14 protein-coding genes and 2 pseudogenes are annotated in these 21,526 nt (G+C 38.5%); 12 read left to right on the top strand and 4 right to left on the bottom strand.

Translation table 11 applies throughout. The features are described from left to right. Positions 1-317 precede the first annotated feature (317 nt). The 3 genes and pseudogenes from mscS to DYI00_RS01680 all read left to right on the top strand — a co-directional run bounded on the left by mscS (position 318) and on the right by DYI00_RS01680 (position 4,304). A complete protein-coding gene (gene mscS, locus DYI00_RS01670; RefSeq protein ID WP_011577547.1) occupies positions 318-1,142 on the top strand; it encodes a small-conductance mechanosensitive channel MscS in 825 nt (274 codons plus the stop codon). A gap of 132 nt (positions 1,143-1,274) precedes the next feature. Beyond that, positions 1,275-2,996, top strand: a pseudogene (locus DYI00_RS01675) (DUF262 domain-containing protein). A 53-nt stretch (positions 2,997-3,049) separates the two neighbouring features. Next, positions 3,050-4,304: pseudogene (locus DYI00_RS01680) on the top strand (hypothetical protein). A 265-nt stretch (positions 4,305-4,569) separates the two neighbouring features. On the opposite strand, the gene ftsZ reads toward DYI00_RS01680, so the two are convergent. The 3 genes from ftsZ to DYI00_RS01695 all read right to left on the bottom strand — a co-directional run bounded on the left by ftsZ (position 4,570) and on the right by DYI00_RS01695 (position 8,821). Next, positions 4,570-5,727 carry a cell division protein FtsZ gene (gene ftsZ / locus DYI00_RS01685; RefSeq protein WP_011577553.1) on the bottom strand — a complete coding sequence of 386 codons (1,158 nt, stop codon included), beginning with the start codon at positions 5,725-5,727 and terminating at the stop codon, positions 4,570-4,572. A gap of 133 nt (positions 5,728-5,860) precedes the next feature. Beyond that, complete coding sequence (gene ftsA, locus DYI00_RS01690) at positions 5,861-7,342, bottom strand: cell division protein FtsA (protein WP_104709232.1); 1,482 nt, start codon at positions 7,340-7,342, stop codon at positions 5,861-5,863. 15 nt (positions 7,343-7,357) lie between these two features. Then, positions 7,358-8,821, bottom strand: coding sequence for a peptidylprolyl isomerase (locus DYI00_RS01695; protein ID WP_011577555.1), 1,464 nt, complete (start codon positions 8,819-8,821; stop codon positions 7,358-7,360). A 127-nt stretch (positions 8,822-8,948) separates the two neighbouring features. Here DYI00_RS01695 and DYI00_RS01700 point away from each other — a divergent pair, with 127 nt between their 5' ends. From DYI00_RS01700 to DYI00_RS01735, 8 genes are read left to right on the top strand one after another with little or no spacing between them, the layout of a single operon-like run. Continuing rightward, entirely contained in the window at positions 8,949-10,280 is a 1,332-nt protein-coding gene (locus tag DYI00_RS01700; protein WP_011577556.1) for an adenosylmethionine--8-amino-7-oxononanoate transaminase, read from the top strand. A gap of 44 nt (positions 10,281-10,324) precedes the next feature. Next, a complete protein-coding gene (pyrH, locus tag DYI00_RS01705) occupies positions 10,325-11,047 on the top strand; it encodes a UMP kinase (protein WP_011577557.1) in 723 nt (240 codons plus the stop codon). A gap of 39 nt (positions 11,048-11,086) precedes the next feature. Next, positions 11,087-11,311, top strand: coding sequence for a DNA-directed RNA polymerase subunit omega (locus DYI00_RS01710; RefSeq protein WP_000712202.1), 225 nt, complete (start codon positions 11,087-11,089; stop codon positions 11,309-11,311). Continuing rightward, on the top strand, positions 11,298-13,619 hold the full coding sequence (locus DYI00_RS01715) for a RelA/SpoT family protein (RefSeq protein WP_104687462.1): 2,322 nt from the start codon (positions 11,298-11,300) through the stop codon (positions 13,617-13,619). The genes DYI00_RS01710 and DYI00_RS01715 overlap by 14 nt, the downstream gene beginning before the upstream one ends. A 24-nt stretch (positions 13,620-13,643) precedes the next feature. Further along, positions 13,644-14,852, top strand: coding sequence for a tyrosine--tRNA ligase (gene tyrS, locus DYI00_RS01720; protein WP_115365288.1), 1,209 nt, complete (start codon positions 13,644-13,646; stop codon positions 14,850-14,852). Between the two features lie 15 nt (positions 14,853-14,867). Beyond that, the gene (fabX, locus tag DYI00_RS01725; RefSeq protein WP_104709237.1) at positions 14,868-15,959 is read left to right on the top strand and encodes a decanoate oxidase/trans-2-decenoyl-[acyl-carrier protein] isomerase FabX; all 1,092 of its coding nucleotides are present in this window, start codon (positions 14,868-14,870) and stop codon (positions 15,957-15,959) included. 6 nt (positions 15,960-15,965) lie between these two features. Then, positions 15,966-17,300, top strand: a complete 1,335-nt coding sequence (locus tag DYI00_RS01730) for an N-acetylmuramoyl-L-alanine amidase family protein (protein WP_011577561.1) — start codon at positions 15,966-15,968, stop codon at positions 17,298-17,300. An 18-nt stretch (positions 17,301-17,318) separates the two neighbouring features. Beyond that, positions 17,319-18,056 carry a hypothetical protein gene (locus DYI00_RS01735; RefSeq protein WP_011577562.1) on the top strand — a complete coding sequence of 246 codons (738 nt, stop codon included), beginning with the start codon at positions 17,319-17,321 and terminating at the stop codon, positions 18,054-18,056. A 4-nt stretch (positions 18,057-18,060) separates the two neighbouring features. On the opposite strand, the gene DYI00_RS01740 is transcribed toward DYI00_RS01735, so the two are convergent. Next, a complete protein-coding gene (locus tag DYI00_RS01740) occupies positions 18,061-18,744 on the bottom strand; it encodes an MqnA/MqnD/SBP family protein (protein WP_011577563.1) in 684 nt (227 codons plus the stop codon). Between the two features lie 131 nt (positions 18,745-18,875). Between DYI00_RS01740 and acnB the strand changes: the two genes are divergently transcribed. Continuing rightward, entirely contained in the window at positions 18,876-21,434 is a 2,559-nt protein-coding gene (gene acnB / locus DYI00_RS01745) for a bifunctional aconitate hydratase 2/2-methylisocitrate dehydratase (protein ID WP_011577564.1), read from the top strand. Positions 21,435-21,526: the final 92 nt, after the last annotated feature.

Raw genomic sequence — 21,526 nt, forward strand, 5'->3', positions numbered from 1 at the left:
TAATCAGAGACTTTTAAACACACCATAGCCTTGATGAAAAAGTCCTACAAAGCAGTGTCTGTTGGTAGCGTAACGATAAAGTCCATTAAAGCCAAGCTAGGGAATAACCATTGCCATAAAGTAAGCGCTAGCCATCAAATGGGGGTGTTAAAGTGGTCTCTAGGTTCAACACTAAAACCCCTTTTCATTAGACAGCGCGCTTAAAGCCAATCAATTTGATACTAGCACAGGGTTTGGTGTTTGAGTGGTGATAATAAGGTTAGTTTTAAACATGCTAACATGTTAAAATTCTTAAGCGATTTTTGCAAGGAAAGTTTATGGATGAAATTAAAACGCTCTTAATAGATTTTTTGCCGTTAGCCAAGTATTTTGGGATAGTCTTAATCAAAGCCGTTATTATCGCTTGCGTGGGTTTTTATCTTTCGTTTTTCTTGCGCAAAAAAATCGTGAAACTTTTATCCAAAAAAGACGAAATTCTAGCGAATTTTATCGCACAAGTCGCCTTTGTTTTAATCCTTATCATCACTACAATCATTACGCTCAGTACTTTAGGCGTGCAAACCACCTCCATTATCACCGTTTTAGGAACGGCAGGGATTGCGGTGGCGTTGGCCTTAAAAGACTCTCTCTCAAGCATTGCTGGAGGGATTATCCTTATTGTGTTGCGCCCTTTTAAAAAGGGGGATACGGTTGAGCTTTCTGGACTTAATGGTAAGGTGGAGTCTGTCAATCTTTTCAACACTTCTTTGCGTCTTCATGACGGGCGCTTGGCGGTTTTGCCTAACAGAAATGTCGCTAATTCCAATATCATCAATAGCAATAATACCGAATGTCGGCGCATTGAATGGGTGTGTGGGGTAGGGTATGGGAGCGATATTGAATTGGTGCATAAGACTATAAAAGATGTCATTGACGCAATGGAAAAAATTGATAAAAACATGCCCACTTTTATTGGAATTACGGATTTTGGACAAAGTTCATTGAATTTCACTATTAGGGTTTGGGCAAAGATTGAAGATGGGATCTTTAATGTGCGAAGCGAATTGATTGAGCGCATCAAAAACGCCCTAGACGCTAACCAGATTGAAATCCCTTTCAATAAGTTAGATATTTCTATTAAAAATCAAGACTCTTCTAAGTGATTGGTGTGAGATGCATTGATTATAGCAATTTAGGAGCTAAAAGGTTTTTTATTAATGATAACTAGACATAACAACGCTTTTTATCAGTGGGACTTACAGAGTTAAATTACAAGGAGCAAAACGATGGCAAAAATGGCAAAAGTAGAAGTGGAGCTAAAAAAACTCCATCAAATTTTAGTGGATGGTGAATATTTTTATCAGGTGCCAGATTACCAACGCCCTTATGTGTGGGATAAAGAGCATTTAGGGGCTTTAATTGATGATTTAGTGGGTAGCTATACAGACAATAAAGAAGATGAATATTTTTGTGGCTCTATTGTGATCGCTGAAAATAAAAATGGAAGATGGGATGTTGTGGATGGCCAACAGCGACTAACAAGTTTTATTATCTTGGCTTGCACGATTTTAAGGCTCTATAAACACCGGTTAGGGCAAAAATCTAAAGCTTTTATTGAAGAGAGTATTTATGACAGATACGATAAAGAAAAAGAGCGTCTAAAATTCTTTGCCGCTCAAAATTACAAGAGCATTTTTGAAAACACGGTGCTAAAGAATTGAGAGTTTGAAGATAATATCAAAAAGAGCGAGTTGAATAAGAAATTTGAAGAAAACACTTATTTGCGTAACGCCTACTATTTTAAGGAGTTGTTGGATGAGAGCATGGAAAATGGCGTAATAAGCGATATTGATGATTTTGTCAAGTGGTTTTATGAGCGCATTGTTTTAACTAGGATTATTTGTTTTGAGCAAGACAGCGCGGTGCAAATCTTTCAGGTGCTAAACGATAGAGATCAGCCCTTAAGCCCTGTTGATATTTTAAAATCCAGTTTGATGCAAGAAATCAAGCAAGATGATGAAAGGCGTAAGGACTTTATAACCACTTGGGATAAGATAGTTGATGCTTGCAAGAGCGTTGAAGGTATAGACATTGATTTAGAAGACTTTTTTAACATGTATTTAGAATACGCTGATCCTAGTTCATCTAAAAAGAGAGCCGATAAGGGATTAAAAAAGGTGTTCAAAGACAGCAAAAAAAACGCTTGCGAGTTTATCTATGATGTCAGCGAGTTTATGAAGTCTTATACTGATTTGTTAAAAAAGCAAGACCGATACATTTACTTATTAAGATACCTTCCCTCTAGATTTTGGGCTAGTATTTTAACGACAGCTCTTTATGTCAAATACCCTGATTTTGACGCTTTGAAAAAGCTTTTGGTGTCTTATTATTATCAAACTTGGATTGCAGGAGGCACAATCTCGCACATCAAGCAAACAAGTCTCAACATTATCAAAAATGTTAAAAACAATAAGGACATTGAAACCATCCAAGAGCTCATATTGGACAATATAGCGCTTCATAACACCTTTAACCAATACCACGATAACTTATGGGATAGCTCTTCTGTTTATTCTAACAAATGGGTGCGTCCTGTATTAGCCTTAGCCAATTATTTCATGGTAGATGAAGAGAAACCCAATTTTATTGCCATGGATGCAGAAACCCAAGTAGAGCATGTTTTACCTCAAAAACCCAAAAGAGGCAGTCAATGGAATGCGGATTTTGACAAAGAAAAAAGAGAAGAATGGGTAAATAAGATTGCAAATCTAACCCTTTTAAAGCATAAAAAGAACGCACAAGCTTTAAACATGGATTTTGATGAAAAAAGACAAATTTATGGGGGCAAAGATACAAGCAGAGTGATCAGCTGTTATCACATCACTAAAGAGTTGCATAGCAATCATAGGAAGTGGAATGAGAACTCTCTTCAAAAGCGAGACGAGTTTTTATATGACACTATCACGCCTATTTTACACATAGAAGGGCAAGAAGAGGAGGATGAATATGACTTTTGATCTAGAATGATGGAAAATCGCCCATAAGGGCGTAAAACAATAAGGAGTAAGTTATGTTACTGAACTATGATTTTTTAGAAAGAATTGAAGGCTCTAAAGTCAGAGCCATTGATGAGAAAAGAAATTTCTACATTGTTCGGACAGCATGGATAAGTTGATTTTAAGATAAGATGAACCCTATTAAAGGCTCTACGATTGAGAGCGCTAATCTTTCTAGGGTAGTGAGTAAGATTAAAAGCGGATTACCCTTTGGGACTATCTCGGCGTTTAGATTTTTTAAACCTGAATGATTGCTGACTTTACTGAAGGTGAGCGAGAAAAACTGATTGAAGTTTATAAAAGCGGTTATAAACATTAATGATATAGATGCCTATTATTTTGCTGACGCTTTTTTGAGAGATGATGAAACTATCTACGCTAAACTCTGTAAGGGGTTAGGAAAACCTTTTGTTAATAAAATTTTAAACCCTAATAGCACAGCGACAATGAAAGATTTTATGTCCAGTAGGGAATTTGTTAAAAGATACCGCTACACAAACAAAGACAATACGAACAGAACAAGACAGCTAAAATCATTTTTAAACTTTAAGCGGAATTTTCTCGGTTATATTGAAGTGGTGGGGTATTGGAAAGAGAGCTTAAAAGATGACCTTTTACCCAAATAAAGAAGTCAGCTTTTTTGTATTTCAAAACGAACCTAGTGATACCTTTAATTTAAAAAGACCTTATTAGTGTTAGCTAGAGTGTTTAGTCAAGCGGCTATTTGTTATTGCCAAAAACGCAAGCACTAATGAAGTGGATTTAGTCAGCACTGAACCTGATAGTTATGGTGGAGTGTGGGATACATTCACTGGCATTACTTTTTCAGTGCCTGCACAATTACCCCAATCTCTCACACGATTAAAAGACAAGGTTTATACCTTTTTCAAAAAACAACCTGATAGTGGTTATGGCATAAATTTCAGTGAAATCGCTAAAACGCAAATCAAAGTAGCTGTCTTACCTATTGAGAGACTAGGCAAACCCTTTGAAAGCTATATTGTAGGCTCTATCAAAGGGAGTCAGAGTATGGCTCGTGCGTATGGATACCCTAAAGTTTTTACCATTGATGAGGTAAGTGAATGGGAAAAAGAAACCATGAAAAGCCGAGACTATGAGAGACGGAATTTGAGTAAGAATTATAGATTGAGCGTGAAACAAAATCTTGAAATCATTAAAATCTCTAACGCTCTGGCATAAGGTGAGAGAGTGAGTGATAGTCTTATTGCTAGCATGTTAAGTAATGCTGATAAACCTAACAACGAGTAGAGAGTTTAACCCTTATTTCTGTGTTGATCAAAGGTGTAACTTATAACAGCTTCCTAGCGTTTCATTAACTTATAAGAATAGGGGGTGTTTTGAGAAATAATTCCCCCCTTAAAGTGCCTTAAAACCCCCTAAAACGCTTTAAGATTCAGCGAACTAAAAATCAAAGCTTTTTAATTTTATTTTAAAAAATAAATGAAAACAGAGCCAACAAACCCTTGCGTATCATAGCCCCACAAAAATAAGGGGAGAAAAGCAAGGATTAAGATCAATCTTGTTGGATTCTTATGGCTGTGGGTGTGGATAATTCCTCTTCAGTAGGGATCCTTAAATACTCGCCATTACCCACTTTTCTTGCTGGTTTCACCACAGGTTGAGAGGGTGTAGCGATCGATTCTAAAGCCGGTTCATTGCTATTTCTTTCAGCACCGGTTGCAATGATGGTGACACGCACATGATCAAGGGGGATATTCTCGCTAGTGTGTTGGCCAAACTTGACATCAACATCTTGATTGGCCCGATCTTGAATAAATTCGCAAGCTTGAGAATAAGCATACATAGGGTAATCAGGGTGGTGCTCAAAAAAGACAATAATGCTCTTAGCCCCATCAATAGAAGCGTCATCAAGAAGAGGCGATTGGATCGCATTTTCCACCGCTAATTTAGCAGACTCTTCGCCAGTGGCTTCACCAATACCCATTAACGCAAACCCTTTAAAACCAAGAGCGCTTTTTAAATCGGAAAAGTCAACATTAATATCCCCAGGTTTAGTGATAATCGTAGAAATACCGCTCACAGCCCTAACTAAGACATCATCAACTTCCTTGTAGCATTCTTTAGTGCTAGCGTTTTTTTTCATCGTTAAAAGAACTTTATCATTGGGGATAACCAAAATAGAATCGCTAGATTGCTCCAATTCCTTCAGCCCCTCTTCAGCTTTCTTTCTTTTTTGAGACCCTTCGTATTTGAAAGGCTTGGTAACGATAGCGATCGTGAGCGCTCCCACTTCTTTTGCGATTTTGACAATAGTAGGGGTGGCTCCAGTCCCAGTCCCTCCCCCAAGTCCTGTGGAAACAATGACTAATTTTGCGTCCTTGATTGCTTCTCTCACCTCATTAGCACTCTCTTCAGCGGCTTTTTTACCGACATCAGGAATCCCTCCAGCACCTAAACCACCAGTAGTCTCTCTACCCAAAAGGATTTTAACCGGAGCGGGATTGTTTTTGAGGTGTTGACCATCAGTATTCACTGCAACAGGGGTAACGTCTTGATGCACGCCATATTCAACCAAGTGTTTGATCATGTTAGATCCCCCACCTCCAACGCCGATGACGACAATCTTAGCCCCTTTGTAAGCCGGATCGCTCACTTCTTCAATGTTTGCTTGACCGATAGAATAATTTTCAACCCCTGATTGATGAACCATAGCCACTTTCCCCTTAACGATTTGTTTTATTAATCAAAAATTTTGATAGATGATTAAGGGATTATACTACATTTTTTGGTTTTTGATGGTTGTTGGTGCACTTTTTAATGTATAAAAGAGCGATTATACCCTTTTAAAAGATTTTAGAAATCTTATCCAAGAGATTTTTGAAAAAACCTTTTTGCTCAATGGGTTTTATGGGCAAGAAATCATCATTTTTAGCGGTGCTTAAGGGAGCGTTTGGGGTCTTTAAATCGCTCAAATTCATTTCTGCAAGCGATGGGCTAAATTGGGGGGTGGGACTTGGTTGGTGGGTTGTTCTTGTGTAATCATCGCTCTCATGGTAGCGGATAATCCCTTTGGAGTCTCTCTCATAATTAGTATGCCCTCCTGCTTTGTATAAAATCAAGCCGACCACAACTGAAAAGCGAGGGTCTTTCAAATCTTCAAACATGCCCATGACATTGTATTTTTCAGTAGGAGCGGCCAAACGCACAGGGTAATTGGTGAAATGGGTTCTGGCTAATTCTTTGATCCCTTTCATTAAAACCATTCCACCGGTTAAAACAACGCCCCCACCCAAATGCTCTTCTAATCCGCTGTCTTGAATACTCCTATGGATGATCCTAAAAGTTTCTAAAGCCCTTTCCCTCATGATAGATTGGATTTCATTAAGCGGCACGATATGATTTTCATTGCCATCCGATCCAGTGGTAGGGATTTGGACATTTTGAGAGGGCGTTTCTTCGTCGCTTTCAAAAGAAAGATCGCCGTATTTGATCTTAACCTCTTCAGCACAAGGGAATGGGGTGTTGAGCATGTGCGATAAGTCGGTGGTTAAATGGTGAGAGCCTACAGGTAAGTATTTGCTATAGCGTATAGAATTGCCGCTATAAATCGTAAGGTTGCATGTCTCTCCGCCCATATCCACGCAAGCCACACCCAATTCTTTTTCATCATTAGACAGGGTAGCGATCGAGGCTGCATAAGAATTGATCACGATGTTTTCAATCTCTACCCCAGATTGAACCATGATTTTTTCTAAATTTTCAATGTTGTTTTTTTCTGTATAGACAATGTGGATAAAGACTTCCAAGCGAGTCCCGCTCATTCCTAAAGGGTCATTCACTTCTTGTTTGTCTAAGGTGAAGCGGTAGGGGAGGGCGTGCAAAATGTGTTTGTCATTATCCAAGCCTGCTTTAGCGCATGCGTTATTGATAGCGCGATTGATTTCATCAATGGTTACCACATTATCTTTGGTGCTCGCCACACCGGTCACATCTCTAATGCTTTCAGTATAAGCCCCAGAAAAAGAGACAATCGCTTTAGTTTTAGGGTGATACGATTCTCTAAAGGAAGAAATGGGGTTATTTCTGTCTTCATCAGCGTTCAAACCTGCCATTTTTTTAGCGTTGCTAACCACTTCTTTAATGGCACTAGAAGCATGGGCAAGACTATTGATACGACCCTTTCTAATGGCCTTTGAGTGGATTTCTTTGGAATCTTGATGAGCCGTGCCAATGATGCGTAAAATCCCATCTTTAAATTCAGCCACTATCGCACAAATCTTCCTAGAGCCTATATCAACCCCTATAACGATTTCTTTATGTTCCATTATTTTCCCTTGTATTTATTGAATGTATTTGACTATCTTATAGCGTTTTTTCAATTCTTCCATCAAAGCCTTATCAAAAAAATCCGTTTTAGTGTTATTGACGAGACGATCCATATATTGGCTTTCTTCTGTGCTAAATGGGTGGTTGAAATTTTGTTCTATGATTTGATAAAGCACCACTTTATCGCCTATAATAACAACCCCTTTTTTTTCTTGGCGGTTAAAAATGGTGTTGATAAACTTAGCGCTTTCTTCTTGGTTAAGCTCATTAATGGTGCCTGCAAAATTAGGACTCACATAGCCCACGCTTTTTCCCTTAAAATCCTTAAGCTTTTCTTTGGCTAAAGTTTGCAGCGCCATAAGGGTTTTTTCTTGAGTCAAACGGGTTTTAAGAGCGCTTTTGACTCCATCAAAATTTTGCAATTCGTCTTTAGTTTGAGAGACAAGCTGCACCACAATAAAACCATCTTTAAAAGGCTCAGGTTTTAGGATTTCAAGGGGTTTGAGAGTGGTGAGTTTTTGCGTGATTTCAGTGGTATAGGGGGAGTTGTTTTCTTCAAAATCTTGCGTGGTGTAGTTTTGCGTGTTCCCCTTTTTTAAAGCAATATAACTCCTTAAAGCCTTTTCATTCGCTTTTTGCATGCTCAAATCATGCTTGACTTGCTCTTGAACGCTTTTAAAATCCTGTAATTTCCCCTCTTTATCCAAATAAGACGCCTTGTTTTTGTTGTAGTATTCTTCTAATTCTTTCAAATCAGATTTTTCTAAATTAGCGTCAAAATATAAAGATCGTGTTTTAAAGCTCGTGGGCTTTTTAAAGTCCTTTTTATGGGATTCATAATACTTTTTCATTTCCTCTTCATTGAGAGAAATTTTAACATCACTAGGTTTTAGGATAAGAATGTCTAACTTGTCTTGCAATTTCGCCCAAAGCGACAGACTGGATTGTTCCAAAGGGGTGGTGGTTTTGGGGAATAGAGTGCTGATTTTTTGAAGGATTAAAAGCCTTTCAACGCTTTCTTCAAAGAGTTTGGGGCGGTAATTGTTTTGTTTTAAGATATTTTTATACAACTCTTCATCAAAAACGCCATCTTTTTGAAAAACGCTTGTTTTTCTAATCTCTTTAGCGATTTCTTGCTTCGTGGCTCCAAGCCCTAAATCTAAAGCGAGATTTCTTAATAAGGCTTGATTAATGAGAATATTGAGAGCGCTTTTTTCTAAATGCATGGCTCTGATTTGTTCTTCAGTGAGTTCTTTAAAATTGGGGATAGACTCGGCATAAGCGTCTTTAAGGCGGCGGTATTCTTGGGCTAATTCTTCTTGAGAAATATTAATTTTTCCCACTTTGGCAGCACTATTGCTATCTAAAGAAAAGCTGTATTGCCCCCAACCTATCATTCCAGCGGCAATAAAAGCGATCGCACTTATCCATATTGTAACCACTAAATATTTTCTATGATTTTGCATCCATTCAATCATAAGAACTCTAATCCCTTTGAAAAATAAAAAATATGAAATTCAAGTTTAAACAACCTTATAGTAAAATCAAATAACCTTATTCTAACCAAAGGTTATTAAAATTATCCTTATTTAGAGAGTTTTTAGCATGAATTTTCAAGAAAATTTGGCCGCTTTGGATTTAGAATACCTTTGGCACCCTTGCTCGCAAATGCAAGAGCATCAAAATTTCCCCATTATCCCTATTAAAAAGGCTCAAGGGATCTATCTCTATGATTTCAACAATAACGCTTACATGGATTTAATCAGCTCATGGTGGGTGAATCTTTTTGGGCATAATAACGCCTATATTAGCCAGCAGCTCAAACATCAAATTGACAATTTAGAGCATGTCCTTTTGGCTTCCTTTAGCCATAAGCCCATTATCACGCTCTCTAAAAGGCTCTGCCAGCTTACCCACATGGATAAATGCTTTTATGCGGATAACGGTTCATCTTGCATTGAAATCGCTTTAAAAATGAGCTATCATGTCCATTTTTTAGAAAACCAGACGCACCAAAAAAAGCTTTTTTTATCGCTCTCTAATTCCTATCATGGCGAGACTTTGGGAGCGTTAAGCGTGGGCGATGTGAAACTTTATAAAGACACTTACACCCCCTTATTACTCAAAAATCTCACTACACCTGTGCCTAAAAATGATAGCGAGATAGAAAACGCCCTAAACGCTTTAAAGCGCTTGTTAGATGCACATGCTAAAGAAATTTGTGCCTTTATTGTAGAGCCTCTTTTGCAATGTGCAGGGAATATGCATATCTATAGTGCAAAATATTTAAAACAAGCCGTTTTATTGTGTAAGCAAAGAAACATCCACATTATTTTTGATGAAATCGCTACAGGGTTTGGGCGCACAGGAAGCATGTTTGCTTATGAGCAATGTGCAATCAAACCTGATTTTTTATGCTTGTCTAAAGGGATTAGTGGGGGGTATTTGCCTTTAAGCGTGTTGTTAACCCATAATGAAATTTATAACCAATTTTACGCCCCCTATGAAGACAATAAAGCGTTTTTACATTCGCACAGCTATACAGGAAACGCCCTAGCATGTGCATGTGCAAACGCTACGCTAGATATTTTTGAAAAAGAAAATGTTATTGAAAAAAACAAGGTTTTAAGCGAGTTTGTTTTCAGCACTCTCCAAAACGCATTAAAAGACTTGATAGATCAACAAGTGGTGCGTCATTTAAGGCATTTAGGCATGGTTTTTGCCTTTGAAGTTTTTATCTCAACTAAAGAGCGTTTGAGTTTGGCGATTTTTAAAAAGGCCTTAATTAAAGGCTTATTACTACGACCTTTAAACAACACTATCTATTTCATGCCTCCTTATATTATCACGCATGAAGAAATTAAAAAAGCGATCATAGGGATAGTGGAAGTGATTAATGAATTAAAAACCCTAGAAAGTGTTTTTAAGCAAGATTAGGTTACAATCGCAATTTTTATAATAATAATAATTGAGAAGGGATCATGCAAACAAAGATAAAAAACAAACGGGTTTTGGTGAAATTTTCTGGGGAAGCGTTAGCTGGGGACAACCAGTTTGGGATTGACATTCATGTGTTAGATCACATCGCTAAAGAGATCAGAAGTTTAGTGGAAAACGATATTGAAGTGGGTATTGTGATAGGTGGAGGCAATATCATTAGGGGGGTTAGTGCGGCTCAAGGGGGGATCATTAGGCGCACTAGTGGGGATTATATGGGCATGTTAGCCACTGTGATTAATGCAGTAGCGATGCAAGAAGCTTTAGAGCATATTGGTCTGGATACAAGAGTCCAGAGCGCGATTGAGATTAAAGAGATTTGTGAAAGTTATATTTACAGAAAGGCGATCAGGCATTTAGAAAAGGGTAGGGTGGTGATTTTTGGTGCAGGCACTGGAAACCCATTTTTCACTACCGATACGGCCGCCACTTTAAGAGCGATTGAAATTGGATCGGATCTGATCATTAAAGCGACTAAAGTGGATGGCATTTATGACAAAGACCCTAACAAGTTTAAAGACGCTAAAAAATTAGACACTTTAAGCTATAACGATGCCTTGATAGGGGATATTGAAGTGATGGATGACACGGCAATTTCTTTAGCGAAAGACAATAAACTCCCCATTGTGGTGTGTAACATGTTTAAAAAAGGGAATTTATTGCAAGTGATTAAGCACCAACAAGGCGTATTTTCTATGGTAAAATAAGCCCTTTAAAATTTGATAGTTTAAAATAAAAGGATAAGTTTGAAAAAAGAAAGAACAGAGAGTTTAGTCGCTCAAGCCTTAAAAAATATTGGGAACGACCGCTACATGCTAGATAATTTGGTTTTCGCTCGGGTGAAGCAATTAAACGCTGGAGCCAAAACTTTAGTGAATATGGATCCTAAACGCCATAAATTAGTGGATATTGCTATCAGAGAAATCGCTGAAGGGAAAATTGATATAGATAGGATAGATGAACGAAATTGATAAATCCGTTGATATCGGATTCCTACGGATTCTTGATGTTATTAAAAAAGTTAAAAACCCAAAGAGTGGCATTGAAGTTTTAAGGACTTTAATTGGTTTCACGCCCAAAATTGAAAATGCCCTAAATCTAGCGGCCAAAAGCCATAAGGGGCAATACCGAAAAAGCGGCGAGCCTTATATTGTCCATCCCATTTGTGTGGCAAGCTTGGTGGCTTTTTGTGGGGGCGATGAAGCGATGGTATGCTCCGCGCTTCTGCATGATGTAGTAGAAGACACGCCCTGTAAGATTGAAACCATTGAGCAAGATTATGGGCAGGATGTGGCCAATTTAGTGGATGCACTCACCAAAATCACTGAAATTAGAAAAGAAGAATTAGGAGTGAATGCACAAAACCCTAGAATGGTGGTCTCTGCTCTCACTTTTAGAAAGATTCTTATCAGTGCAATACAAGATCCAAGAGCGTTGGTGGTAAAGATTAGCGATAGGTTGCACAACATGCTCACTTTAGACGCCTTGCCCAATGACAAACAGGTGCGTATTTCTAAAGAAACTTTGGCGGTGTATGCCCCCATAGCGAGCCGATTGGGCATGTCTTCAATCAAAAATGAATTGGAAGATAAGAGCTTTTATTATATTTATCCGGAAGAATACAAAAATATCAAGGAGTATTTGCACAAAAACAAGCAATCTTTACTCTTAAAACTCAACGCTTTTGCGAGCAAATTAGAAAAAAAGCTTTTTGAAAATGGGTTTAGCCATTCGGATTTTAAACTCGTTTCAAGGGTGAAGCGCCCTTATTCTATCCATCTTAAGATGCAACGAAAGGGTGCGGTCAATATTGATGAAATTTTGGATTTGTTAGCGATTAGGATTTTATTGAAAAATCCCATCGATTGCTACAAGGTTTTAGGGATCATCCATTTGAATTTTAAGCCTATTGTCTCTCGTTTCAAAGATTACATCGCTTTGCCCAAAGAAAATGGTTACAAAACGATACACACAACCATTTTTGATGAATCTTCTATCTATGAAGTGCAAATCCGCACTTTTGATATGCACATGGGGGCGGAGTATGGTAATTCAGCCCATTGGAAGTATAAAGCTGGGGGCGTGGATAATGAACATGAGAGCATGAGGTGGTTGCAAAATTTCAAATACCATGACAGCGATTTGAAAAACGACCCTAAGGAATTTTACGAACTCGCTAAGAATGATTTGTATCGTGAAGATATTGTCGTTTTTTCGCCCCACGGAGACACTTACACCTTACCGGTAGGGGCGATCGTTTTAGATTTTGCTTACATGGTGCATAGCGATTTGGGCGATAAAGCCACAAATGCTTATGTCAATAACAAAGAAGCCTTACTCAATCAAGAATTAAGGAGTGGGGATGTGGTTAAGATCGTGAAAGGCGATAAAATAACGCCTCGTTTCATTTGGATGGATCAGCTTAAGACTTCCAAAGCTAAAAACCATTTGCGCATCCAAAGAAGAAACCGCCTGAAAGAAATTGACACTAAAAGCATGATCAATATCTTGACGACTTTTTTTGGGCGTTCTGTTTTTGAAAATGTGGATTTGAAAGATTATAAAAACTTTGAAGAAAAATTAGTGGATTGTGGGGTGGAAACCACCTTAATAGAAGCGATGAAAAGCTTTGAAAATTTAGCCAAACTCACTGAAGAGATTGAAAATAAGGTGTTTTCTTTAAAAGAAGAAGCGATTTTAGAATACCAAGAAATGAGTTTATGGACTCGAGGGTTAAGGTATTTGGGTTTTAAAACTAGTGTTTTGAATTTTTTAACCCCTAATCGGCAGTGGCAGTGTAAGGAGTTAGAGCATTTTAGCGTTTATTCAAGCAACGCTTTAGAAATCAAGCAAGTGTTATTGAACGATTGCTGCCACCCAAAATACGGCGATGAAATCATTGCGATTGCCACGGATCCTAAAGAGCCAAGAGCGATCGTGCACCATAAATTTTGCAAAGAAGCGATGGCAGAAGTGGATGCTAAAATGCCGATGGTTTATATAGAATGGCATAAAAGGGATCGAACGATTTATAAAATGATGTTTTATTTAGGGGAGAAAAAGTCGGTTTTGGTGGGTTTGTTAGCGTTTTTGGTCAGGAATGAATGCGATATTGTGGGCGTGTCTTACTTGGGCTATAAAGACAAATATTCTAGCCATTGTGAAGTGAGTTTTGAAATAGCAACGGATAAATCAGATTGGATTAGGGCTTTAATCAATCGCAAATACCAAGACAGAATTGTAGAATTGTCTAGCTTGGATGATGCTTATGAGTTATAATAAGCCCCCTATTAAGGAATAAACATGGAACAAAAAATAAGTATCGCCTTAAAAGAAATTGCTAGAGGCACTAATGAAATCATTGGATTGGAACACATTGAAAAGCTAGTGAGAAAATATTATGAAACCAATGAGCGCTTTATCGTTAAAGCTGGGTTTGATCCTACCGCTCCAGATTTGCATTTAGGACATACGGTATTGATCCAAAAATTGGCTTTGTTGCAACAATATGGGGCGAGAGTCAAGTTTTTGATTGGGGATTTTACTGCTATGATAGGCGATCCTACAGGAAAAAATGAAACAAGAAAGCCCCTAAACCAGGATCAAGTCTTAGAAAACGCTCAAACTTATGAAGAGCAAATCTATAAAATCTTAGATCAAAAACACACGGAGGTGTGCTTTAATTCCACTTGGCTTGATAGTTTAGGCACAAAAGGTATGGTAGAATTGTGTGCTAAGTTTTCAGTCGCTAGAATGCTAGAAAGGGATGATTTTACCAAACGCTATAAAGAAAATCGCCCAATTAGCATCGTGGAATTTTTATACCCCTTGTTGCAAGGCTATGATTCAGTGGCGATGGATGCGGATATTGAGCTTGGGGGCAATGATCAAAAGTTTAATTTGCTTGTGGGGCGCTTTTTGCAACGAGCTTATGGCTTGAATAAAGAGCAATCTATTATCACCATGCCCTTATTAGAAGGGCTTGATGGGGTGCAAAAAATGAGTAAAAGCTTGGGGAATTATGTAGGGATCACTGAAGAGCCTAATGCGATGTTTGGGAAGCTTATGAGCGTGAGCGATGATCTTATGTGGCGGTATTACACCCTTTTAAGCGCTAAGACTTTAGAAGAAATTGAAGACTTAAAACATGGGATTTTGAATCAAACCTTGCACCCTAAAGCCGTTAAAGAGGATCTTGCTAGTGAAATCGTAACTCGCTATTATGATAAAGATCAAGCGAACAAGGCTAAAGAGCAATTTTCTAAAGTGTTTAGCACGAACCTTTTGCCAGAAAACCTTTCGGAGAGCGCGTTTGATGAGGGGGTTGGGGTATTAGATGTTTTAAAACAAATTGGTTTTTGCCCATCCACTTCACAAGCTAGGCGTGATATACAAGGGGGAGGGGTAAGAATTGATCAAGAAGTGGTAAAAGATGAGGGTTATCGGTTTGTTAAAGGGAATTATGTCATACAACTTGGCAAGAAAAGATTTATGAAACTAAATATTAACTAATTGAGGAAAAGAGCGATGGTATCAACACTCAAACCGCTAAAAATCGGCAAACACACCATAAAATTCCCTATCTTTCAAGGGGGCATGGGTGTGGGGATTAGTTGGGATGAATTGGCTGGAAATGCTGCCAAAGAAGGGGTTTTGGGAGTGATTTCAGCCGTGGGGACTGGCTATTATAAAAACATGAGATTTGTAGAAAGGATTGTAGCTAAAAAACCCTTTGAAGCGTTGAATTTTTACTCCAAAAAGGCGTTGAATGAAATTTTTGCAAACGCTAGGAAAATTTGTGGCAACAACCCTTTAGGGGCTAATATTTTATACGCTATCAATGACTATGGTCGTGTTTTAAGGGATGCTTGCGAGGCGGGAGCGAATATTATTATTACAGGGGCTGGCTTGCCCACGAACATGCCTGAATTCGCTAAAGATTTTAGTGATGTGGCATTGATCCCCATTATTTCTTCAGCGAAGGCTTTAAAAATCCTTTGCAAAAGGTGGGGCGATCGCTATAAAAGAATCCCGGATGCGTTTATTGTGGAAGGACCTTTGAGTGGGGGGCATCAGGGCTTTAAATATGAAGATTGTTTTAAAGAAGAGTTTCAATTAGAGAATTTGGTACCTAAAGTCGTGGAAGCTTCTAAAGAATGGGGGAATCCCCCCATCATTGCAGCTGGAGGGATTTGGGATAGGAAAGATATAAACACCATGTTAAGCCTTGGAGCGAGTGGGGTGCAGATGGCGACTCGTTTTTTAGGCACTAAAGAATGCGACGCTAAAGTGTATGCAGAGCTTTTGCCCACGCTCAAAAAAGAAGATATTCTACTCATTAAATCGCCCGTAGGTTATCCGGCTAGGGCTATCAATACAGGGGTGATCAAACGCATTGCAGAGGGTAATGCACCTAAAATCGCATGCGTGAGTAATTGCGTAACGCCTTGCAACAGAGGGCAAGAAGCTAAAAAAGTGGGCTATTGCATCGCTGATGGTTTGGGGCGTAGTTATTTGGGCAACAGAGAAGAGGGGCTTTATTTCACTGGGGCTAATGGTTATAGAGTGGATAAGATTATCAGCGTGCATGAACTCATCAAAGAGCTTACAGAGGGCTAAATTGTAGTGCTTGTGAGATTAGGGGTTGTTGCATGTCTTTTGTGGTTGCATTGTGCTTACGCTACAACCCTTAAGATTATCAACATCGTGCCTTTTGGCTCTAGCAGCGTTAGAATCTCATTCAATCAAGAAATTAAGAAATTCAAAGAAGTTTCGCTCAAAAATTTTAAGAGTTATTTGGAATTAGAAGCCATTTTAACCATTCCTAAAAAGCATTACCAATTTTCTCATCAATCTTTCATCACGATCGCACAGTTTAGCCCTAAATTAGCACGAGTGGTCATTGGCTATACACCTAAAATGACTTATGAAGTCAAAATCCTTAAAGACAAGCTCTATGTTTCTATCGTGGAGAAAAAGTCTCTCATAGGGCATAAGATAACGCCCAAACCACCCAAACACACCGCACTAAAAACCGCTATTTCAAAGCATACCGCACCAAAACCTACCCATAAACCCATTAAAAAAGAGACCAAAGAGACCAAAGAGACCAAAGAGAAAACGCCCAATAAGCATGCACACTCAAAGCACACGCATCCTCAATTAAACGAAAGGAGCACTAAAAAAGAAGTTCCTAAAAAAGAAGCAGAAAGTAAGAATAATAATCCAATTTTTACAGCAGAAAAACCGGATATTTTAATTGCACCAAAAAAATATAAAAAACACAAAAAAATCGTTTTAGACGCTGGGCATGGAGGTAAGGATTGCGGGGCGATGAGTGCGAATTTTGTTTGTGAAAAAGACATTGTTTTAGAAGTGGTGAAGTTTTTAAATAAAGAGCTTAAAAAAAGAGGTTACAGCGTTTTATTAACAAGGAATAAGGACATTTATATTGATTTAGTGGCCCGCACGGAATTAGCCAATAAAAAAAGTGCGGATTTATTCATCTCAGTGCACGCTAACTCCATTCCCAAACATTCCACCTATAACGCCCATGGCATAGAGACTTATTTTTTATCCACCGCAAGGAGTGAAAGGGCTAGAAAAGTGGCTGAGCAAGAAAATAAACACGATGTGAATTTGATGGATTATTTTTCTAAAAGTTTGTTTTTGAATTCGTTGAACACAAAACGATTGATTGCCTCTAACAAATTAGCGATTGATGTGCAATACGGCATGCTCCAAAATATCCGTAAAAATTACCCTGATGTGGTGGATGGGGGTGTTAGGGAGGGACCTTTTTGGGTGTTAGCTGGGGCTTTAATGCCTTCAATCTTAATAGAAATTGGTTATAATTCCCATGCGATAGAATCTAAACGCATCCAAAGCAAACCGTATCAAAAAATCTTGGCTAAGGGCATTGCTGATGGCATTGATAGTTTCTTCAGCAAGAATGATTAGGCAATGATTAGGTTATAGATGAATTTTTACCAAAAGATATACACGCATAAGGTTGTTTTTTCTTCTTTGTTTTTTTTGTTGTTTTTGTTTAATGTGGAAACTTTGTTGTTTTCGCATTTTAGCAATGATTTTTCCCAATTGTTTTTTTTGTTTGAAAACCATGTTTATGATTTCATTATCAAATTAGATTACTTGGGGCTTATAGGCGTTTCTTTAATTTATTTGCTTGTGCTTATTTTAAAGCCTTTCACTCTCACGCGCCAAAAATGTGCTTGCATAGGGATATTATGCCTTTCTTTCTACGCTTGGAATTTTCCTATTAAAAATTCTTTAATCGTGCTTTATCTTTTCTATTTTGCACTTTTAGGGACTTTATTGTGGCGTTTTTTAGGGGCTAGTATGAAGCAATCTTTCTTGCCTTCTGTGAATATTTGCATTGTGTGGATTTTTGCGTCTTCTTTACAGAGTTTTAGATTTTTAAGCGTGTATGATTGCGTGGATTTTTCCCTTTTTATGCTCGCTCTTATTTTGTTTATACTGGTTTTAATCTATCACAAGCACCTTTTTGGACTTTATGAATACGCTAACACGCTCATTTTAATTGTAGGGCTTAGTGTCATTGTGCTATGTTCTGGCATGTTTATTCAAACCAAAGAATATTATGGCATGCGATTAGGTTTTTATCTTTTAGGTTTGTTAGGGTGGCTTTTAGAATATGTGCATAACACTTTAAGGTGCTTGGAGCATAAGATTTAGATATTTAAAAACGCTTAGGCTTTTGAATGCGTTTGAATAACAATTCACGATAGAACGCTTTCAAACCTAATCGTTCTTTTTTTCCCAAAGTGTAGTAAATTTTTTGCAAGTAATTTAGAATGTCTTGGCGTTTCAAGTTTGTTTTCAAGCTCACTTCCTTAAGGATATAGTAAGGGATTTTTGTTTTTTTATGTTTGAATATTAAAGACAAGCGTTTGTAAAAATCCTTGTTTTGATAATAGCACAAACGCCCAAAAACAAAGGGTAAGCGTTTTTTTTCATACCAAAGAGCGGCTAAATCTATAAAATCTTTTTTAGGGTTAGAATAATAAAATTGCAACGCTTTATTGCCGATTAAAACTTCGCCTTTTAACCCCAACACTTGAGAAAGGGCGTTTGAAGAAGCGCTTTCTTTATCAAAAGCGTTTTCTTGATTTATAACTAACACGCTTAAAACTTCTTTATAAGCCACAATGCCTAGAGAATAAGGATAAAGAGCGAATTGATAGCTAGCGATAGAAGAAATAAAGCCTGCATCAATACGCCTAAATAAAAAACTTTGATTGAGTTTGGAGGGGTAGGTTTTTTTAAGCCGTAAAAATTGCTTGAAATGCCAAGGGGTGGGGTAGGATTTGATAAACACATCAAAGGGGAGCATGTTCAAATAGTCAATTTTACCAAAACGCACTTAAAATCCTTTTTTGTATCGCATGGTAGCTAAAGTTTCTTACAACTTAACTAAAAGTAAAAAGAGTTTTGTTATCATGGGGAAATTATTGGATCATTGGTAAATAATGCGATTTAAATCAAGGAGAAATAATGAAAGATTTTTTAGAAGATTACAAAAAAAGCGTTTTAGAAAGGGAAAGCGAGGGCATTCCGGCACTTCCTTTAAACGCTAAACAAGTGGAAGCCGTCGTTGAGATTTTGATGAAAGATCCCACAAACGCCGCTTTTGCTAAAGAGTTACTCATTCATAGAGTGAGCCCTGGGGTTGATGAGGGGGCGAAAGTCAAAGCGGAATTTTTAGCCAAATTGTCTCAAAAAAAACTAGAATGTGTGCATATTAGCGCTTTAGAAGCGACCACTCTTTTAGGCACGATGCTTGGAGGCTATAATGTAGAGCCTTTGATTGTGGGTTTAGAAAGCCAAGACAAAAACATCGCTAGAGAGAGCGCGAAAGCTTTAAAAACCACTCTTTTAGTTTATGGATCGTTTGATAAAATTGCCACAATGAGTAAAACTAACGCTTTAGCTAAAGAAGTGATAGAATCTTGGGCGAATGCAGAATGGTTTTTGAATAAAGAGCCTTTGAATGAATGCATTGAAGCGTGCGTGTTTAAAATTGATGGCGAAACCAATACCGATGATTTAAGTCCAGCGAGCGATGCTTTTACACGAAGCGATATTCCTTTACACGCCAAAGCCATGTTAAAAAACAGGATTGAAAACTACGAACAACGCATAAAAGCCATTAAAACTAAAGGCGTTCCTGTGGCGTATGTGGGTGATGTGGTAGGCACAGGAAGCTCTAGAAAAAGCGCAACAAACTCTATCATGTGGCATTTTGGTAAGGACATTCCTTTCGTGCCTAATAAAAGGAGTGGGGGCATTGTGATTGGGGGAGTGATTGCTCCGATTTTCTTTGCGACTTGTGAAGATAGTGGGGCGTTACCCATTGTGGCTGATGTTAAAGACTTAAAAGAGGGCGATATTATTAAAATTTACCCTTATAAAGGCGAAATCACGCTGAATGATAAAGTGGTTAGCACCTTTAAACTAGAGCCTGAAACTTTATTAGATGAAGTGAGGGCTTCTGGGCGTATCCCTTTAATCATTGGTAGGGGTTTGACTAACAAAGCACGTAAATTCTTAGGGCTTGGCGAATCTGAAGCGTTTAAAAAGCCATCCGCTCCCAAAAGCGACGCTAAAGGCTACACTTTAGCCCAAAAAATTGTAGGTCGTGCTTGTGGGGTAGAGGGAATTTTGCCTGGCACTTATTGTGAGCCAAAGGTTACCACTGTAGGCAGTCAAGACACCACAGGGGCGATGACCAGAGATGAGGTTAAAGAATTAGCGAGCTTGAAATTTGATGCACCTTTTGTGTTGCAAAGTTTTTGCCATACTGCTGCTTATCCAAAGCCTAGCGATGTGAGTTTGCATGCGACTTTGCCTAGCTTTATCACCCAAAGAGGGGGCGTGGCATTGCATCCGGGCGATGGCGTGATCCATACATGGCTTAATCGTATGGGATTGCCTGACACTTTAGGCACAGGGGGGGATAGCCACACTCGTTTCCCTCTAGGTATTAGTTTCCCTGCAGGGAGTGGGCTAGTCGCTTTTGCGGCGGTTACAGGCACGATGCCATTGAACATGCCAGAATCGGTGTTGGTGCGTTTTAAAGGGGAAATGAACCTTGGGATCACCTTAAGGGATTTAGTGAATGCGATCCCTTATTATGCGATTAAAAAAGGGTTACTCACGGTGGAGAAAAAAGGTAAAACCAATGTCTTTAACGGCCGTATTTTAGAGATTGAGGGCTTGCCTGATATTAAAATGGAGCAGGCTTTTGAATTGAGCGATGCGAGTGCAGAAAGGAGTGCGGCTGCTTGTGTGGTGCGTTTGAATAAAGAACCGATGATTGAATACTTGAAATCCAATATCAAGCTTATTGATGAAATGATTGCAAGCGGTTATGAAGATAAAGAGACTTTGAAAAAACGCAGAGATGTGATGCAAGCTTGGGTGGATAAACCGGTGTTATTAGAGCCAGATAGTAATGCCCAATATGCTGCTGTCATTGAAATTGATGTAACAGAAATCACTGAGCCTATTTTGGCTTGCCCCAACGATCCTGATGATGTCGCCACTCTGAGCGAAGTTTTAGCGGATACGACCGGAAAAAGACCTCACGCTATTGATGAAGTGTTTATTGGCTCTTGCATGACAAATATTGGGCATTTTAGAGCCTTTGGCGAAATCGTTAAAAACGCTCCCCCTAGTCAAGCACGCCTTTGGGTAGTGCCACCTAGTAAAATGGACGAACAAGAGCTTATTAATGAGGGTTATTATGCGATTTTTGGGGCTGCTGGAGCAAGGACTGAAGTTCCGGGCTGTAGCTTGTGCATGGGCAATCAAGCGAGAGTTAGGGATAATGCGGTCGTCTTTTCCACTTCCACACGCAATTTTGATAATCGTATGGGCAGAGGGGCTAAAGTGTATTTAGGTAGTGCGGAGCTTGGGGCGGTGTGTGCTTTACTAGGGAGAATCCCCACTAAAGAAGAATACATGAATTTAGTGAGTGAAAAGCTAGAAAGCCAAAAAGACAAGATCTATCGCTACATGAACTTTAACTTGATGGAGAAATTCAGGCTCTAGTTTTATTTTTATTAAAAGGGGTGATCCCCTTTATTTAGCTGTGGCTGAGTAGAGAGAATAAAATAAAGGAGTGGTAATGAAAAAAGTCGTTT

Origin of the sequence: Helicobacter acinonychis, from assembly GCF_900461455.1 — a bacterium.
GTDB lineage: Bacteria > Campylobacterota > Campylobacteria > Campylobacterales > Helicobacteraceae > Helicobacter > Helicobacter acinonychis.

Coding starts and splice junctions, on each gene's coding strand:
- mscS (WP_011577547.1), top strand. CDS start 318: ATGGATGAAATTAAAACGCTCTTAATAGATTTTTTGCCGTTAGCCAAG.
- ftsZ (WP_011577553.1), bottom strand. CDS start 5,727: ATGGTTCATCAATCAGGGGTTGAAAATTATTCTATCGGTCAAGCAAAC.
- ftsA (WP_104709232.1), bottom strand. CDS start 7,342: ATGGAACATAAAGAAATCGTTATAGGGGTTGATATAGGCTCTAGGAAG.
- DYI00_RS01695 (WP_011577555.1), bottom strand. CDS start 8,821: ATGATTGAATGGATGCAAAATCATAGAAAATATTTAGTGGTTACAATA.
- DYI00_RS01700 (WP_011577556.1), top strand. CDS start 8,949: ATGAATTTTCAAGAAAATTTGGCCGCTTTGGATTTAGAATACCTTTGG.
- pyrH (WP_011577557.1), top strand. CDS start 10,325: ATGCAAACAAAGATAAAAAACAAACGGGTTTTGGTGAAATTTTCTGGG.
- DYI00_RS01715 (WP_104687462.1), top strand. CDS start 11,298: ATGAACGAAATTGATAAATCCGTTGATATCGGATTCCTACGGATTCTT.
- tyrS (WP_115365288.1), top strand. CDS start 13,644: ATGGAACAAAAAATAAGTATCGCCTTAAAAGAAATTGCTAGAGGCACT.
- fabX (WP_104709237.1), top strand. CDS start 14,868: ATGGTATCAACACTCAAACCGCTAAAAATCGGCAAACACACCATAAAA.
- DYI00_RS01735 (WP_011577562.1), top strand. CDS start 17,319: ATGAATTTTTACCAAAAGATATACACGCATAAGGTTGTTTTTTCTTCT.
- acnB (WP_011577564.1), top strand. CDS start 18,876: ATGAAAGATTTTTTAGAAGATTACAAAAAAAGCGTTTTAGAAAGGGAA.